We start from the raw sequence: 17,138 nt of genomic DNA, 5'->3' as shown, positions 1-17,138 counted from the left end.
AGGCGCTCAGGAGGATGGGGGCGAGCTTGGCGAAGGTGCTGAGGGCGTCGCCGATGTCGAAGCCTTGCGGGGTCATCTGGCCTTGTGCGGGCTGGCCGGTCTGGCCTTGTCCGGGCTGGCCGGTGGGGGAGGCGCTCAGGAGGATGGGGGCGAGCTTGGCGAAGGTGCTGAGGGCGTCGCCGATGTCGAAGCCTTGCGGGGTCATCTGACCCTGTGCGGGCTGGCCCGCCGGCGAGGCGCTGAACAGGCCGACACCGTGGCCGATCTGGGCGAGCTGGTTGACCACGCCGGCCGCGGTGTTGACGGCGTTGACGATGTCGTTTGGGTTGAACGGCAGGCTGAACCCCTGCGGCTGCATCTGCTGTCCCGGCGCCTGCGCGCCTGTGGGAGCGGCGCTGAGCAGCGTGGCGAGCTGGGGCAGCGACGCCAGGACGTTCTGTTGCTGCGGGGACCAGGGCTGGGACTGGCCGGCGGACGGCTGCTGTGCCGTTGCTGCGGCCGGAGGCGTGTAGACGCTCATGAACCCTCCAAGGAGTGAGCGCGACGGGAGGAGTGTCGCTCGATCGAGGCGGACTGCCCGCCGCGAGTCAATTAGTGACAAATCCGACGCTAGATCGGAGTTGAGAGCCCCGCCACCGCAGAACGCCCTACCTGTCCGGCGAGTTCACGCTCGGATGACCTTGAACTCGCGATGTCGCACCCTCTGACGAGGAACGTTGTCGCGATAGGCCCTGGCTATGAGATATGCGCAGGGAGGCGGCCTTACGAACGACCAGCGCTGGCTCCGGCAGGACATCCGGGTGATCGCCGCCCGCCGATTCGCGCAAGGAGCTCCAAGTTCAGTTATCGCCAAGGAGCTGGGGGTCAACGTCCGGTCGGTGCAACGCTGGCGACGGGCCTGGATCGAGGAGGGGCAGCAGGGCATCCACTCGAAGGGGCCGTCATCCCGGCCGCGACTCACCGATTCCGAAATCCGCGTCTTGGAAAGGGAGTTGGCCAAGGGGTCGGTCGCTCACGGCTGGCTGGAGCAGCACTGGACCTTGGCCCGCGTCAAGACGCTGATCGCTCAACGGTTCAACGTCACCTACACGGTGCAGGGTGTCCGCAAGCTCCTCTTACGACGAGGGTTCTTCTACCTTCCGTCCCGGGCCTCTGACCAAAACACACAGGCCATCAGCGGTTGGGTCAAGGGGGCGTGGCTGCAGGACGCATAAAGCCGCCGGGAGGCTCGGGCCCGCTGTCCGAGCGCCCCTCCGCGCACGGAGCTCAGGGGCGGGACTGCCGACGTCGGTTACCCGGTGCGCGGGGGGTGTGACTGGGCGGCCCGGCCATTGCGCCGAGAGCCTCAGTGACAAGCGCCCCGCTCAGTTCCTGCTATTTCGAAGCGCGATGGCTGTGAGTCTTTTCGCATTCGCGTTGACCAACGCGCAAAGCCGGGCAGGCCCGGCGCATCTCCCCACCCACCCTCTTGGGGCAGTCATGCGTACGGTCTCCCGATCGGACCGGCGTGCCGCCGGCCGCCTGGCGATCACCATGACCACGGCCGCTCTCGTCGGCTCCGGGGTCCCCCGCCCTCGACCGCCGCACCCGGCCTGCCGATCACACCGCCGGGGAAAGCGGCCCCTGTCGCGCAAACCGCGAAGGATAAACCCTTCCTGTTCAGTTACACGTTCAATAACCATTTCAAGATCGGCGGCGGCAACTTCACCGTCGGTGGCCAGGTCTATCTCGCTGTCAAGTTCAACAATGGCCCGGTCCCCTTCGCACGGAACGTGACGGCCCAGTCGCACCCCATTACCCCTGGCGGAGCCGTCTATGTCGAGACGACCATCGCCTCCCCCTGCGCGCCAGGGAACAACGGCTATGCCCGCGGCTACGACTACACCACCAAAACGTGGTCACCCAAGCTGTCAGTCCCGATTTGTGTGCGGATCGACTAGAGGAATGGGTGCGGCGGCGGTCCACGCCGTAGGCGTGGGCCTTGCGGTGCCGGATCATCCTGGCCTGCGCAACCGGTGCGTCGAACAAGGACGTTGCGGAGCAGGTGGGTTCGACACCTCATGCGGTGGGCTGCTGGCGGGCCCGGTTCGTGCGGTACCGGATCGCCGGTCTGGGTGACATGCCACGTCCGGGCGGCCCCAGGACCGTGACGGACGATCAGGTCGCCGCAGTGGTCACCAAGACGCTGGAATCCACCCCGAAGAACGCGACGCACTGGTCGACGCGGTCGATGGCGAAGGAGATGGGCCTCTCGCAGTCGTCGGTGTCACGGATCTGGCGGCGTTCGGCCTGCAGCCGCGCCGGTCGGAGACCTTCAAGCTGTCGACGCACAGGTCCAACTCCTCGGCGGGCGGCTGTACTTCACCCTGCCAAAGGGCGGCAAGGCCCGCGTCGTCGACATGCCCCCGTCGGTCGCGGCGGCCCTGGCCCAGTACTTCATGGAGTACCCGGCGGTCGAGGTGGAGCGGCCCGGAGCCCGAGCGGGAGACGAAGAAGTTCCCGCTCGTAGTCACCACTACCTACGGCAACGCCCTGCGCGCGAACATGTTCAACGTCGAGGTGTGGAAGCCGGGCCTGGCCGCCGCCTGCGTCATCCCCGTGCGGAAGAAGGACGAGCGGTGGAAGGTATCGCGCAAGGACGGTTTCCACGTGCTGCCCACTTCCTGCGCTTCCGCAGCGAGGCTTCCGCAGGCCAACGCCCGCGATCGAAGGAGACCGCCCGCACCGGAGCGCGGCTCATTCTCCCCAGATTCTCCCCAGCGGCCTCGAAGGCATCGTCAGAGCCTGTGATCAGGCCCATGGCGCCGCGTAGACGCGCTCCCTGTGACGATTACTCACAGCCAGTCCCGCCGCTTGAAGATGACGTACAAACTGGTACATACGATAGCCATCAGGAGGATCGCGAAGGGATATCCGAGCGCCCAGTGCAACTCCGGCATCCGCCGGAAGTTCATCCCATAGATAGTCCCCACCAACGTCGGCGCGAACAAAATGGCCGCCCACGACGAGATCTTCTTGATCTCCTCGTTCTGCTCGAACCCCGCCTCCGCCAACGCCCGCATCTCCGCGTTCTGTTGCTGGGTGACCAGAGTCGCGTTCACCGTGAGGATGTCGGTGAGAGCCTGGCGGAAGCCGTCCACTTGTTCGCTGGTGTGGGTGACGTGGTCGGCGACGTCGCGGAGGTAGCGCTGGAGTTCCTCGTCGGTGCCGTACTTCGCGAAGCCTGCCATCAGGCTGTGCAGCATGCCGACCAAGGGGCGGGTGGCGCGTTGGAACTCGACCATTTCGCGGGAGAGTTCGTAGATGCGGCGGGAGACCTCCGGGTCGCCGCGGAAGACCTCCGTCTCGATCTCGTCGATGTCGGTCTGGACGCCGGCCACCACCGGCGCGTAGCCGTCGACGACCGCGTCGAGGATGGCGTACAGCACCGCCTCGGGGCCGAGTTTCAGCAACTCCGGTGATTCCTCCATGCGTTGGCGGACAGCCGACAGGTCGGGGGCCGCGCCGTGCCGGACCGTGATCACGAAGTCCGGGCCGACGAAGACGTGCAGCTCGCCGAAGTCGACCTCCTCCGGAGTGTCCAAGTAGCGGGCGGCGCTGAGGACCACGAACAGCGTCTCGCCGTAGCGCTCCAGTTTGGGGCGCTGGTGTGCCTCCATCGCGTCCTCGACCGCCAGTGGGTGGAGGTCGAACTCCTCGGCCAGGGAGAGGAGTTCACGCTCGGTGGGGCGGGCGAGGCCGATCCAGGCCATGCCGGAGGGCTGTTCGCGCAGCTCGCGGAAGGTGTCGGCGAGGGTTTCCGGCGCCGAGACCCGCACGCCGTCCCGGTACAGGGCGGCCTGGACGACGCTGCCCGTGTCGGACGGTTCGGAGGGGGGTGTGTTCGTGGCGGACTCCGGCGATGTCGGCGCGGGGGTCGGGGGCGGGGCCGGTGCGCGGAGCCACCCGGACCTTCTGCCGAACCTGCCGTTCCCGGGGTTCTTCGAGCCTGGGCGGGCGCGTCGCTGGGGCATCGCGGCTGCCTCTCGGTCGATCTACGGCTACGTGATCACAGGGCATGAGCAGGATATACGGGGCGAACGACCAAGGAGCGGGGTCCGCATCCCGGATTCGGTGAGAGTTGCGGACAGAGGGTGTCCTCGATCGTCGCTAGCGTGCGGAGCATGACCATCAAGGCGAGCAAGGCGAGCAAGGCGAGCAAGGCGAGCAAGGCGAGCAGAAAGACCAAGTCGACCGAGAGGGCCGTACTCGACCTTCGCGCGCTCAATCGCGCGACCCTCGAACGGCAGCTCCTCCTGCGCCGCTCCCCGCTCTCCGCCGGAGCGGCCGTCGAGCATCTGCTCGGGCTGCAGGCCCAGAACGTCAAGCCGCCGTACTACGCGCTCGCCGCCCGCCTCGACGGCTTCACGCCCGAGGCGTTGTCGGGGCTGATGGCCGAGCGTGCGGTCGTCCGGATCGTCACCATGCGCTCGACGATCCACACCCACACCGCCGCCGACTGCCTCACCCTGCGTCCGTTGGTGCAGGCAGCCCGCGATCGTGAGCTGAGCAATTTCCGCATGGGGCTGGCCGGAGTCGACCTGGACCGGCTCGCCGTACTCGCCCGCGAACTGGTCGAGGCCGAGCCGCGCACGATGAAGGAGTTGCGCGAGGAGCTGCTCGTGGAGTGGCCGGACGCCGACCCGCAGGCCCTTGCGATCGCCGCCCGCTGCAAGCTGCCGCTGGTCCAGGTCACCCCGCGCGGGCTGTGGGGGCGGAGCGGGCAGGTCGCGCTCACTACCGCCGAGCACTGGCTGGGCCGGCCCACCGAGCCCTCGCCGGATCTGGAGGGGACCGTGCTGCGGTACCTCGGCGCCTTCGGGCCGGCCTCCGTCAAGGACATGCAGACCTGGGCAGGGCTGACCCGGCTGCGCGAGGCCTTCGAGCGACTGCGCCCGCGGCTCGTCACCTTCTCCGACCCGAACGGCGTCGAACTCTTCGACCTCCCGGACGCGCCCCGCCCCGCCGCCGACACCCCGGCCCCGCCACGTTTCCTGCCCGAGTTCGACAACCTGCTCCTCTCCCACGCCGACCGCACCCGGGTCGTACCGCCCGAGTACCGGGGCCGCGCCTGGCAGGGCAACGTCGCCCACCGCACCTTCCTCGTCGACGGATTTCTCGCCGGGGTCTGGAAGGTCGAAGACGGTCACCTCGTCATCGAGGCCTTCGGCCGGCTGACCAAGGGGCAGCGGGACGAGGTGAGCGCCGAGGGGGCGCGGATGCTCGACACCCTGCACAAGGGGTCGTCGTACGACATCCGGTTCGGGACGGTCGTAGCGCGGTCGTAGGTGGTCAGTCCGCGCGGCCCGTCACCGCGACCGTCACGCCCAGGCCGATCATCGTGACGCCGCCCGCGCCGCCGATCAGGGACAGGCGGCGGTCGGAGCGGGCGAACCAGGTGCGGGCGGCCGAGGCGGTCAGGCCCCACAGGGTGTCCGTGACCAGGCCGATGGAGATGGGGATCAGGCCGAGCAGGAGCATCTGCGTCGGAACATGGCCCGCCGAGTGGTTCACGAACTGGGGGAGTACGGCGGCGAAGAACACCACGCCCTTGGGGTTGGTGACGCCGACGAGGGCACCGTCGAGGACCGTGCGGAGGTCGCCGCGCCGCTCCGTCTCGGGAGCCGCCCGCATCGCCGATGCCTTCAGGTCCTTGCGGTGGCGGAAGGCCTGGACGCCGAGGTAGACGAGGTAGGCCGCGCCCGCCAGCTTCACCGTCAGATAGATCGTGACCGACCGCTCCACCAGCGAGCCGATGCCGAACGCGACCGCCGTCACCAGCAGATACGAGCCGAAGACGTTGCCGAGGGCGGTCGCCACGGCCGTCCGGCGGCCGTGGGCGAGTGCGCGGCCGATGACGAACAGGACGCTGGGTCCCGGGATCACGATCACCAGCAGGGACATCGCGGCGAACGCGAGAAAGCGGTCCGTGGACACCATGTGTGCGACTCCCCTTGCTCCCGTCCGGCGCTCATTGAAACAGGCTCCGGGGCGCGCTCTCTAGGGGCGGGCACATGGATAGGGTGCGTTGCGGGCTGCTCGTGGAAGCCCGCAACGCACCCTGGTTCTTCCCTGAGGTGTGCTCAGGAGATCTTCCGGGTTACGAGTTGACCTGAGTGGTCACCAGGCTGGAGAACGTGGTCAGCCGGGTGTAGACACCCGGGTAACCCGCCTCGGCACAGCCCTCGCCCCAAGAAGTGATCCCTGCCAGGACGCCCCCGATGAGCAGGGGACCGCCGCTGTCGCCCTGGCAGGTGTCTACGCCGCCGGAGGTGTATCCGGCGCAAACCATGTCGGTCTGGACGTAGTCCGAACCGTAGGAGCTCTGGCAGCTCGAGTCGGACACGATCGGCACGGTCGCCGTCCGGAGCTGGTTGGAGGAGCTGCCGTTCTCCGAGGTGGTGCCCCAGCCGAGGATGCGGGCGGTGGTGCCGGCCGCGTACACGCTGGTCTGGGATGAGGAGACGTACGACGCCGGGGTGTACGACATCGCCGTCGACAGCGTCAGGACGGCCACGTCGTCGCCGTTGGTGGCGTCCGTGTAGCTGGGGTTGATCCAGATCTTGCTGACCTTGCTGACGGTGCCGTTCGTACCGTTGAGGTAGGTCCGGCCGCCGACCACGCGCACACTGCTGGTGGTCTCGCCGACCATACAGTGGGCGGCGGTGACCACCTTGGTGGCGGAGACGAGCGTGCCGCCGCAGAACTGGTTCTGCGAGGCGTCCGTGATCTGCATGACGAAGGGGTACGCCGTCGTGGTGGTCGTGGTACCGCCGACGATGGGCTGGGGGGCTGCCACAGCGGTGGGGGCGCTGAGCAGGGCGGTCGCGGCAGCGGCGGCGGTTGCCACTACGACGGCCGTGGTTCTCTTGGCGCGGTTGAGCCCGAACATGAGTCTCCTCATTGGCTTGCCGGTGGGGGGTCGCGCGGGTGTGGGGTGTGCAACGGGGGTCGCGGGACCGACCCCCGTATGCCCGGGCGAGCGGCACACCCATAAGCTAGAACCCGGCACACCCCGCTCCCAATGAGGGAACCCCCTAGGGGAGTTGGGCAGGGAAAACCCTCGGTCGCCGCACAGTAAACCCGTAGGGTCCTCAGTTCGTACGACGCCCCGCCGCCAGTCGGACGATATCCACCCGCGAGCGGATCCCCAGCTTGCGGTAGACCCGGGTCAGGGTCGCCTCCACCGTCTTGACGCTGATGAACAGCCGGGCGGCTATCTCCCGGTTGGTGGCGCCCTCCATGACGAGCGCGGCGACCTGACGCTCCATCGAGGCCAGCCCGTCCAGCCCCTCCAGCGTGGGGGCGGGCGCGGCCGAGGGCGCCGGCTCCGGGGGCCTGACCGCGGCGGCCTCGTCCACCTGGCGCAGCCAGGGCAGCGCCCGGCAGCGGCGGAACAGCCGGGTCGCCTCCTCGTACGACGTGGGGCCGGGCTGCCCGGTGCGCAGCGACGCCAGCGCGAAGGCGGCGCGGGCCTCCTCCAGGCCGTAGCCGAGTTTGGCGAGCCGGTCCTGAACGGACGTCAGTTGCGCTACGGCCGCGTCGTGTTCGCCGCGCTGCGCGCGCACCAGGGCCTCGGCGCGGTCGAGTACGGCGAGGACGCTCTCGCGGCCGAGGCGCAGGGCGCGCTCGCGGGTGACGTCGATGACGTCCTGGGCCTCGGCGGTCTCGCCGATGCGCACGAGGGCCTCGGCGAGGTCGCCGTGCCAGCGGCCGCGCGCCGGGTCGGTCACCCCGAGGGCGTGCTCCAGCTCCCGCACCCGGCGCAGCGAACGGACCGTGCCCTGCGCGTCCCCGGCGACCAACTGGGCGTATCCCAGTGCGCCGAGGGCACGGGACAGATACATCTGGTCGCCGTCCTCCTCGGCGTGCTCCACCGCCTCCCGGGCCAGCGAGAGGGCCTCCTCCACATCACCGCCGGAGGCCTCGGCGAGCGCGGTGAGCATTGCGGACGCCGTCTGGCCGATGCCGGAGTCCCGGGCCAGCCTGAGGCCCTCGCGGGCCAGGTCGAGGGCGCGGCCGCAGTGCCCGGAGCGCAGTTCGGTCTCGGCGAACCCGCGTAGGAAGTGGACCTCGCTCTCCACCGATCCGCGCCGCCGCACCTCGCGCAGCAGCGCGGTGATGGTGGCCCGCGCCTCGGGCAGTTGATCGCTCATCACCAGCCAGCGGAACCGGGCCGACCCGGCGCCGTTGTGATGGCACGACACCCTCGGGTCCTGGGGCTCCTTCAGCGCGCGCTTGATGGTGTGCGGGGCGTCCGGATGGCCCATCAGGGTCTCGGTCTGGGCCTGGAAGGAGAGCGCCAGGAGTTCGGTGCGCCGGTCGCCCGCGAGCGCGGCCAGCTCGGCGGAGCGCGCGGTCTCCGCCCGGGCCTCGGCGAAGTCGCCCTCCACGAGCAGGGCGCGCCAGGCCAGTTGGTAGCGGACCAGGGCGAGCAGCCGGGGGTCGTCGCCCGCGTCGGCGAGGGCCTGCGGGAAGATGGCGTCGACGTCGGCCATCGAGTGGCCCGCCGTGTCGATCACGATGATCCAGGCCCGCACCCGCTCGGCGGGCACCGAGGTCCGGGTCAGCACCTCGCGCGCGATGTCCCGGGCGAGGTCCAGCTCGCCGGATGTGATCGCGTCCTCGGCGGCCTGCAAGCGCCGCTCGTCCGGTCCCGGCACGCTGTCGCCGGGCGTGTGCCGGGCCGCGAGCAGCCCGAGCGAGGCGGCGACCGAGGGCGCCCCGCGGTCACGGGCCAGGGTGGCCGCCTCGCCGAGCCGGGCGGCGACCTCCGGGTCGGTGCCGGTGGTGGCCAGGGCCAGGTGCCGGGCGCGCTCGATCGGGTCGGAGGCGGCGGTCGACAGCGCCGCGTGCGCGGCTCGCCGCTCCTGCGCGGGGGCCTCCGCGTACAGCGCGGCGGAGATCAGCGGATGCGCGAACCGTACGGCGGGCCCCTCGGGCTCCGTTGCCAGCAGGCCGAGTTCGGCGGCCTGCGCGGTCTCGGCCTCGGCGTTCTCCCGGCCGGCCGTCTGGAGCAGGGCCACGGTGGGACGGGCGCCGGCGCTCGCGACCAGCAGGGTGCGGCGGGCCTCGGCGGGCAGCATGTCGAGCCGGCTCAGCACCAACGCGCGTAGCGAGGTGGGCACCGGGAGCGGCTCACCCGCTCTCGGCGGGGTGGGGTTCTCGGCGAGGGCGCGGCCCAGTTCGAGCGCGAACAGCGGGTTGCCGCCGCTGGTGCGGTGGATCTCGCGCACGGTGGAACGGGGCAGTCCGGTGTAGCCGCGATGGTCGAGCAGTGCCGAGACCTGGGCCCGGGTGAGCGGGCTGAGCCGGAACGCGAGGGTGTCCGGCGGGGAGGCGTTCAGATACCGGTCGTACTCCTGGCCCTCGGTGCGTACCGCGAAGACCATCTGCACCTGGGTGTCGCCGAGGCGCCGGGCGGCGAAGCCGAGGAGTTCCGCGCTGGCCGGGTCCAGCCACTGCAGGTCGTCCGCGACGACGAGGACGGGGCCGTCGGCCGCGAGGGCGCGCAGCGCGGACAGGACGGCGAGGCGCAGGGCGAGGCCGTCGCGCTGGAGGGAGGACTCGCCGCGTCCGGTGAGCGCGGATTCCAGTGCGGTGCGCTGGGCGGCCGGAAGCCGCTCGGAGACCTCGTCGAGGACCAGACCGAGGAGGTCGGCGAGGGCGAGGAAGGGGAGATGGGATTCGGACTCCGTGGCCGAGCAGCGCAACACGGTCCGAGCCGTGTCGCCGTATTCCGCGGCCAAGGCCCGCAGGAGGGTCGATTTTCCTATTCCGGCGGGGCCGTGGAGCAGCACACTGCCGCCCTCGGCGAGCTGGTCACGGGCGGCGGTGAACATCTCCTCCCGGCCGATGACCAGGTCGGAGCGGCATCTGGCAGGCTCCTTGAAGTCACGTCGCACGGTCACCGCTCCCCTCGTGTGTCGTGTCCGGGCCAATATTAGGCAATCAATCCTTGAAATTCGGATGGATGGGGTCGTGAGGGAAATAACAACAGTCAGGCATAGGGAAATTCAAAGCTCCGGCGAATGAATAGCGGGTCGCCACGCGGGGCTCCTCTCATGGCAGCACCCCCGCCCGCCGGGCCGCCACCACGGCCTCCCCGCGGGTGTGCGCGCCGAGCTTCCGCATCGCCGAGCGCAGATACCCCTTCACGGTCTCCGGCCGCAGCCCGAGCCGCTGTGCCGCCACCGCGTTCGTCGCCCCGGCCGCCACACACGCCAGCACATCCAGCTCCCGGGGTGCGAGACCGACCTCTCCGGTGGCCGTCTCCCCGGTCAACAGCCCGCAGGCGTCCAGCAGTTGGGCCCGCAGCGCCGGGTCCGGGATGCGCGGGGCCAGCGCCCGCAGCGCCGCGTGCGCCTCCCGCACCTGCTCCCACACCGCGCTCGCCGCCGGGTCGGGGGCCGGTGCCGGGCGCGCCGCGCTCAGCAGGTCCCGCACCTCCTCCCGTACCACCAGCGCGTGTTCCACGTCCCGGGCGGCGTCCATCGCCGCGCTCAGCATCCGGTCGCCCAGCGGCTGGGCGGTGCGCAGCGCGCCGTAGAGGACACCGCGCACCCGGCGCCGTACGACGACCGGGACCGCGAGGATCGCGCGCAGGCCCTCGGCGGCCACCGGGGCGTCGTACTCGTGGCTGATCTGGCGGGACGCGGAGTAGTCCAGGACGGCGCACGGGCGGGCGAGGGCGACCGCCTTGCCGCCCAGGCCGTTGCCCGTGTTCACCGCGAGGGCGCGCAGGGCGGGTGTCGCCGTGCCGCTCAGTTCGCTGATGCGCATCTGCTGCCGACCGGTCTCCACCAGGCCGCCGAAGGCGACCGGGAGCCCCGTGCCGCGCCGCAGCCGTACCAGTGCCGACTGAATCTCCACCATCCCCGCCGCGTCCGTAGCCACCCGTTCGCCCCTTCATTGCGGCCGCCCTGCTGCACACACCCCCGTACGGGGGTAGTGAGACCCACATCACGGATTACACGATGTCAGAGAGCCGCCCGGCAATGGTCCGGTTACTAGGAGGACAGATGACGACGGCGAGTGAGTCGTTCCGTAGTGCGCGGGATTTCCTGTTGGCGCATCGCGAGGACTATGCCACGGCCTACGAGGGTTTCTCCTGGCCCCGGCCCGAGCACTTCAACTGGGCGTTCGACTGGTTCGACGTCATCGCGGACGGCAACGCCCGCACCGCGCTGCACATCGTCGAGGAGGACGGCCGTGAGACCAAGCTGTCCTTCGGTGAGCTGTCCGTCCGCTCGGACCAGGCCGCGCACTGGCTGCGCACCCGGGGCGTCCGAGCCGAGGACCGCATCCTGGTCATGCTCGGCAACCAGGCCGAGCTGTGGATCACCGCCCTGGCCGCGATGAAGCTCCGCGCCGTCGTGATCCCGGCGACCCCGCTGCTGGGCCCCTCCGACCTGCGCGACCGCGTCGAACGCGGCCGGGTCCGGCAGGTGATCGTGCGCTCCGAGGACACCGGCAAGTTCGACGAGGTGCCGGGTGACTACACGCGCATCGCTGTCGGCGCGGAGAGGCCCGGCTGGCTGGACTTCGAGGAGGTCTACGACACCTCGGCCTCCCTCTTCGTACGGGACCCCGCCCCGACCCTGGCCGACGACCCGCTGATGCTCTACTTCACCTCGGGCACGACCGACCGCCCCAAGCTGGTCGAGCACACCCACACCTCGTACCCGATCGGTCATCTCGCCACCATGTACTGGATCGGGCTCCAGCCCGGCGACGTGCACCTCAACATCTCCTCGCCGGGCTGGGCCAAGCACGCCTGGTCGAACCTCTTCGCCCCCTGGAACGCCGAGGCGACCGTCTTCATCCACAACTACACGCGCTTCGACCCGGCCCGGCTGATGGCCGAGATGGACCGGGTGGGCGTCACCACCTTCTGCGCCCCGCCGACCGTGTGGCGCATGCTCATCCAGGCCGACCTCACCCAGCTCCGCACCCCGCCCCGCGAGGCCCTCGCCGCGGGCGAGCCGCTCAACCCCGAGGTCATCGAGCAGGTCCGGCGGGCCTGGGGTGTCACCATCCGCGACGGCTTCGGGCAGACCGAGACCGCCGTCCAGGTCTCCAACAGCCCCGGCCAGCCGCTGAAGACCGGCTCCATGGGCCGCCCGACCCCCGGCTACCGCGTCGAACTCCTCGACCCCGTCTCCGGCGCTCCGGGCGCGACCGAGGGCGAGATCGCGCTCGACCTGTCCGACCCGCCGGTCGGCCTGATGACCGGCTACCACGGAGACCCGGACCGTACGGCGGAGGCGATGGCCGGCGGCTACTACCGCACCGGCGACATCGGCTCCCGCGACGAGGACGGCTACATCACCTACGTCGGCCGGTCCGACGACGTCTTCAAGGCCTCCGACTACAAGATCTCCCCGTTCGAGCTGGAGAGCGCCCTGCTGGAGCACGAGGCGGTGGCCGAGGCCGCGGTGGTGCCCGCGCCGGACGAGCTGCGGCTCGCCGTACCGAAGGCGTACGTCGTCCTCGCGGAGGGCTGGGAGCCGGGGCCGGACACCGCGAAGGTGCTCTTCGAGCACTCGCGCGACGTCCTCGCCCCCTACAAGCGCATCCGCCGCCTGGAGTTCGCCGCCCTGCCCAAGACCGTCTCCGGCAAGATCCGCCGGATCGAACTGCGCGAGGCGACGGCCGCCGGGTCGGCCGCCGAGTACCGCGAGGAGGACTTCCGATGACCTCGTACACCCATGGAACCAGCGGGACTTCACTCCTCGGCGACACCATCGGCGCCAACCTCGACCGGGCGGTCGCCGCGTGGCCCGACCGGGAGGCACTCGTCGACGTACCGTCGGGGCGGCGCTGGACCTACGGCCAATTCGCCGCCGATGTGGACCGGTTGGCGTCCGCGCTGCTCGCGAGCGGGGTGGCGAAGGGGGACCGGGTCGGCATCTGGGCGATCAACTGCGCCGAGTGGGTGCTCGTCCAGTACGCCACCGCCCGGATCGGCGCGATCATGGTGAACATCAACCCGGCCTACCGCACCCACGAGGTCGAGTTCGTCCTCAAGCAGGCGGGTATCTCGGTCCTGTTCGCCTCGCTCAGCCACAAGGGGAGCGACTACCGGGCCATGGTCGACCAAGTCCGGGGTGCGTGCCCGGAGTTGCGCGAGGTCGTCTACATCGGCGACCCGAGCTGGGATGCGCTGCTCTCGCGCGGCACGGGTGACGGGCCGTACCCGGAGCTGTCCTGCGACGACCCCATCAACATCCAGTACACCTCGGGCACGACGGGCTTCCCCAAAGGGGCCACGCTCTCCCACCACAACATCCTCAACAACGGTTATTTCGTCGGGGAGTTGATCGCCTACACGGAGCAGGACCGGATCTGCGTCCCGGTGCCCTTCTACCACTGCTTCGGCATGGTGATGGGCAACCTCGCGGCGACCTCGCACGGCGCGTGCATCGTGATCCCGGCCGCGTCCTTCGACCCGGCGGTGACCCTGAAGGCCGTACAGCAGGAGCAGTGCACGTCGCTCTACGGCGTCCCCACCATGTTCATCGCGGAGTTGAACCTCCCCGACTTCGCGTCCTACGACCTCTCGTCGCTGCGCACCGGCATCATGGCGGGGTCGCCCTGCCCGGTCGAGGTGATGAAACGGGTGGTCGCCGAGATGCACATGGCGGAGGTGGCCATCTGCTACGGCATGACGGAGACGTCCCCGGTCTCGCTCCAGACCCGGACGGACGACGACCTTGAACACCGCACCGGCACGGTCGGCCGGGTCCTCCCGCATCTGGAGGTCAAGGTCGTCGACCCGGCGACGGGTGTGACCCAACCCAGGGGAACGGCAGGGGAGTTGTGCACCCGCGGCTACAGCGTGATGCTCGGCTACTGGAACGAGCCCGAGAAGACCGCCGAGGCGATCGACGCGGGCCGCTGGATGCACACGGGGGACCTGGCGGTGATGCGTGAGGACGGGTACGTCGAGATCGTCGGCCGCATCAAGGACATGATCATCCGGGGCGGCGAGAACATCTACCCGCGCGAGATCGAGGAGTTCCTCTACACCCACCCGAAGATCGCCGACGTCCAGGTCGTCGGAGTCCCGCACGAGCGCTACGGCGAGGAGGTCCTGGCCTGCGTCATCCCGCGCGACGCGGCGGACCCGCTGACGCTGGATGAGCTGCGCGCCTTCTGCGAGGGCAGGTTGGCCCACTACAAGATCCCGAGCCTGCTTCAGATCATGGACGCCTTTCCGATGACCGTGTCGGGGAAGGTGCGGAAGGTCGAGCTTCGGGAGGGGGCTGTTCGGGGAGTTGTAGGCCCGAACTAACCCCCCGCCGCGTCGAGTTCGTCCGCCAAGTCGTTCACCGGCTGTGGGGTGCCCGTGAGGTCGAGGATGAACAGGGGGATGTGGAGGGCGTCGGCTCGGGTGCGGGCCTCGTCGGTGTAGCCGGCCAGCGAGAAGTAGACGCAGGTCGTGGATTCCGTCATGGCGGTCAGCCACAGGCATTCCACGTCGCGCAGCGAGGCAGGGCGTACGGTCGGGTCCACCTGGGCCAGGATGCCGCGGGCCGCGAGGCCGATGCCGGACGGGGGGCGCTGGTCGGCGCGGCGGATGTCGCGGTAGCCGAGCCAGCGCAGATAGAGCGCCGCGGCGGTGACGGCGTCGCGCGCGGTGCGGATCGTGACGGGCTGGAAGGCGGGGCGGCCGCGGACCTCGGTGCCGGTCCTGGCGGGCCGCGCGGTCGGCTGCGCGGGCGGTCCGGCGGTCGGTTCCGCGCCCGCGACGGGAATCCGCAGCAGCGTCCCGCACGGGCAGCCCAGCTCCGGGTACGGCCACTCGTCCAGCCGGCCGCAGGCCGCGCAGCGCACCGCGATCCAGTCCTCGTCCCAGACCCGATGGGTCACCGCCGTCACCACGCCACGCCGATCCAGCGGCGGGGCGACAGGGGCTCCGCACACACATGGGTACGACGGCGCCGCGTAGACGTGCTCACGTCGGCAGGCCGGACAGCGCACCGGCACGCTCTCGGACATGCGCCCCATCGTCCTCCTGGAAACCCCCGCTTGTCCGTCTCTTGACGGTCTTGACCCCTCCGCTTACATTACTTCCAGATAGCAGAATTCAAATTCCATGATGCGGAAACTCGGAGGTACTCACCGCGGGCGCGACGGTGACACCCATCCGACAGCCGAAGCGAAGCAGGAGTACTCCATGGCTCGTATGACCGCTGCCCGCGCGGCAGTCGAGATCCTCAAGCGCGAGGGCGTCAGCGACGCGTTCGGGGTCCCGGGCGCGGCGATCAACCCCTTCTACGCCGCCCTCAAGGCCTCCGGTGGTATCCACCACACCCTCGCCCGGCACGTCGAGGGCGCCGCGCACATGGCCGAGGGCTACACCCGTACCCGCCCCGGCAACATCGGTGTCTGCATCGGCACCTCGGGCCCGGCCGGCACCGACATGATCACCGGGCTGTACTCGGCGACCGGCGACTCGATCCCGATCCTGTGCATCACGGGCCAGGCCCCGACCGCCGTGATCCACAAGGAGGACTTCCAGGCCGTCGACATCGCCTCGATCGCGGGGCCGGTGACGAAGATGGCGGTCACCGTCCTGGAGGCGGCCCAGGTCCCCGGCGTCTTCCAGCAGGCCTTCCACCTGATGCGCTCGGGACGCCCCGGCCCGGTCCTGATCGACCTGCCGATCGACGTGCAGCTCACCGAGATCGAGTTCGACCCCGAGACGTACGAGCCGCTCCAGGCCTACAAGCCCGCTGCGACCCGCCCCCAGATCGAGAAGGCGCTCGCGCTCCTCAACGCCTCCGAGCGGCCCCTGATCGTCGCCGGTGGCGGTGTCGTCAACGCCGACGCGGCCGAACTCCTCGTCGAGTTCGCCGAGTTGACCGGCACCCCGGTCGTCCCCACCCTGATGGGCTGGGGCCTCCTGCCCGACGACCACGAGCTGAACGCCGGCATGGTCGGCCTCCAGACCTCGCACCGCTACGGCAACGCGACCTTCCTGGAGTCCGACTTCGTCCTCGGCATCGGCAACCGCTGGGCCAACCGCCACACCGGCAAACTGGACGTCTACACCGCCGGACGCACCTTCGTCCACGTCGACATCGAGCCCACCCAGATCGGCAGGATCTTCGCCCCCGACTACGGCATCGCGTCCGACGCGAAGGCCGCGCTGGAGCTGTTCGTCGAGGTGGCAAGGGAGTTGAAGGCGGCGGGCCGGCTGCCCGACCGCTCCGCCTGGGCGGCCTCCGCACAGGAGCGGAAGGCAACTCTTCAGCGCCGTACGCACTTCGACGACATCCCGATCAAACCGCAGCGCGTCTACGAGGAGATGAACAAGGCCTTCGGCCCGGAGACCCGGTACGTCTCCACCATCGGCCTCTCGCAGATCGCCGGCGCCCAGATGCTGCACGTCTACCGCCCGCGCCACTGGATCAACTGCGGTCAGGCGGGCCCCCTCGGCTGGACCATCCCGGCCGCGCTCGGCGTCGCCAAGGCCGACCCCGAGGCGTCCGTCGTCGCCCTCTCCGGCGACTACGACTTCCAGTTCATGATCGAGGAGCTCGCGGTCGGCGCCCAGCACCGGATCCCGTACGTCCATGTCCTGGTGAACAACGCCTACTTGGGCCTCATCCGGCAGGCGCAGCTAGGCCTGGACATCAACTTCCAGGTCAACCTTGAATTCGAGAACATCAACTCGCCCGAGCTGGGCGTCTACGGCGTCGACCACATCAAGGTCGTCGAGGGCCTCGGCTGCAAGGCCATCCGCGTCACCGACCCCGCCGAACTCGGCGCCGCCTTCGACCAGGCGAAGAAACTCGCCGCGGAGTTCCGGGTCCCGGTCGTCGTCGAGGCGATCCTGGAGCGCGTCACCAACATCGCGATGAGCAGGACCAACGACATCAGTGCGGTGGTCGAGTTCGAGGAACTCGCGACCGAGCCAGGCCACGCACCGACGTCGATCAGGCCGCTGAAGGTCTGAGAGTAGAGGTGGGGGCTGTCCCGTCCGGAATGACGGGAAACCCCCCGAATGGTTGTACTGGGGGGGCGCGAAGCGCCACCAACCAGAAAGGAAGAGCGTCGGGTATGGAAAGAGTGTAAGGGGAAAATTGTAG

The 17,138-nt window shown here is 69.9% G+C and carries 13 protein-coding genes; 6 read left to right on the top strand and 7 right to left on the bottom strand.

Annotation, left to right across the window (positions count from 1 at the left end; translation table 11 throughout):
• Positions 1-520: hypothetical protein (locus tag ABZT04_RS32400; protein ID WP_356060533.1), on the bottom strand; the 520-nt coding region annotated here is incomplete at its 3' end.
• 217 nt (positions 521-737) lie between these two features.
• Between ABZT04_RS32400 and ABZT04_RS32395 the strand changes: the two genes are divergently transcribed.
• Together ABZT04_RS32395 and ABZT04_RS32390 are read left to right on the top strand one after the other, a co-directional pair.
• Entirely contained in the window at positions 738-1,214 is a 477-nt protein-coding gene (locus ABZT04_RS32395) for a winged helix-turn-helix domain-containing protein (RefSeq protein WP_356060532.1), read from the top strand.
• 767 nt (positions 1,215-1,981) lie between these two features.
• Complete coding sequence (locus ABZT04_RS32390; protein WP_356060531.1) at positions 1,982-2,509, top strand: helix-turn-helix domain-containing protein; 528 nt, start codon at positions 1,982-1,984, stop codon at positions 2,507-2,509.
• Positions 2,510-2,834: 325 nt separating this feature from the next.
• On the opposite strand, the gene ABZT04_RS32385 is transcribed toward ABZT04_RS32390, so the two are convergent.
• The gene (locus ABZT04_RS32385) at positions 2,835-4,013 is read right to left on the bottom strand and encodes a magnesium and cobalt transport protein CorA (RefSeq protein ID WP_356060530.1); all 1,179 of its coding nucleotides are present in this window, start codon (positions 4,011-4,013) and stop codon (positions 2,835-2,837) included.
• A gap of 150 nt (positions 4,014-4,163) precedes the next feature.
• Between ABZT04_RS32385 and ABZT04_RS32380 the strand changes: the two genes are divergently transcribed.
• A complete protein-coding gene (locus ABZT04_RS32380; protein ID WP_356060529.1) occupies positions 4,164-5,327 on the top strand; it encodes a winged helix DNA-binding domain-containing protein in 1,164 nt (387 codons plus the stop codon).
• A gap of 4 nt (positions 5,328-5,331) precedes the next feature.
• Here ABZT04_RS32380 and ABZT04_RS32375 read toward each other — a convergent pair whose 3' ends face one another.
• The 4 genes from ABZT04_RS32375 to ABZT04_RS32360 form a co-directional block, all read right to left on the bottom strand.
• On the bottom strand, positions 5,332-5,979 hold the full coding sequence (locus ABZT04_RS32375) for a LysE family translocator (RefSeq protein ID WP_356060528.1): 648 nt from the start codon (positions 5,977-5,979) through the stop codon (positions 5,332-5,334).
• Positions 5,980-6,139: 160 nt separating this feature from the next.
• A complete protein-coding gene (locus ABZT04_RS32370; RefSeq protein ID WP_356060527.1) occupies positions 6,140-6,931 on the bottom strand; it encodes a serine protease in 792 nt (263 codons plus the stop codon).
• A gap of 202 nt (positions 6,932-7,133) precedes the next feature.
• Positions 7,134-9,950, bottom strand: coding sequence for an AAA family ATPase (locus ABZT04_RS32365; RefSeq protein ID WP_356060526.1), 2,817 nt, complete (start codon positions 9,948-9,950; stop codon positions 7,134-7,136).
• Positions 9,951-10,101: 151 nt separating this feature from the next.
• On the bottom strand, positions 10,102-10,935 hold the full coding sequence (locus ABZT04_RS32360; protein WP_356060525.1) for a helix-turn-helix transcriptional regulator: 834 nt from the start codon (positions 10,933-10,935) through the stop codon (positions 10,102-10,104).
• A gap of 125 nt (positions 10,936-11,060) precedes the next feature.
• Between ABZT04_RS32360 and ABZT04_RS32355 the strand changes: the two genes are divergently transcribed.
• Both ABZT04_RS32355 and ABZT04_RS32350 read left to right on the top strand, forming a co-directional pair.
• Positions 11,061-12,737: an AMP-binding protein gene (locus ABZT04_RS32355; protein ID WP_356060524.1), complete on the top strand. Its 1,677-nt coding sequence runs from the start codon at positions 11,061-11,063 to the stop codon at positions 12,735-12,737.
• Positions 12,734-14,335, top strand: coding sequence for an AMP-binding protein (locus ABZT04_RS32350; protein ID WP_356060523.1), 1,602 nt, complete (start codon positions 12,734-12,736; stop codon positions 14,333-14,335). The genes ABZT04_RS32355 and ABZT04_RS32350 overlap by 4 nt, the downstream gene beginning before the upstream one ends.
• Here ABZT04_RS32350 and ABZT04_RS32345 read toward each other — a convergent pair.
• Positions 14,332-15,051 (bottom strand): hypothetical protein, encoded by a 720-nt coding sequence (locus ABZT04_RS32345; RefSeq protein WP_356060522.1) that lies wholly within the window; start codon positions 15,049-15,051, stop codon positions 14,332-14,334. The two genes, ABZT04_RS32350 and ABZT04_RS32345, sit on opposite strands and share 4 nt — an antisense overlap.
• Before the next feature lie 169 nt (positions 15,052-15,220).
• On the opposite strand from ABZT04_RS32345, the gene gcl reads away from it, so the two are divergent.
• Positions 15,221-17,005, top strand: a complete 1,785-nt coding sequence (gcl, locus tag ABZT04_RS32340; RefSeq protein ID WP_356060521.1) for a glyoxylate carboligase — start codon at positions 15,221-15,223, stop codon at positions 17,003-17,005.
• The last annotated feature ends 133 nt before the right edge of the window (positions 17,006-17,138 follow it).

Source organism: Streptomyces sp. NPDC005492 (assembly GCF_040605995.1).
Taxonomy (GTDB): Bacteria; Actinomycetota; Actinomycetes; order Streptomycetales; family Streptomycetaceae; genus Streptomyces.
Note: the sequence above shows the minus strand (reverse complement) of the source record. Positions and strands in the feature narration are given on the sequence as shown.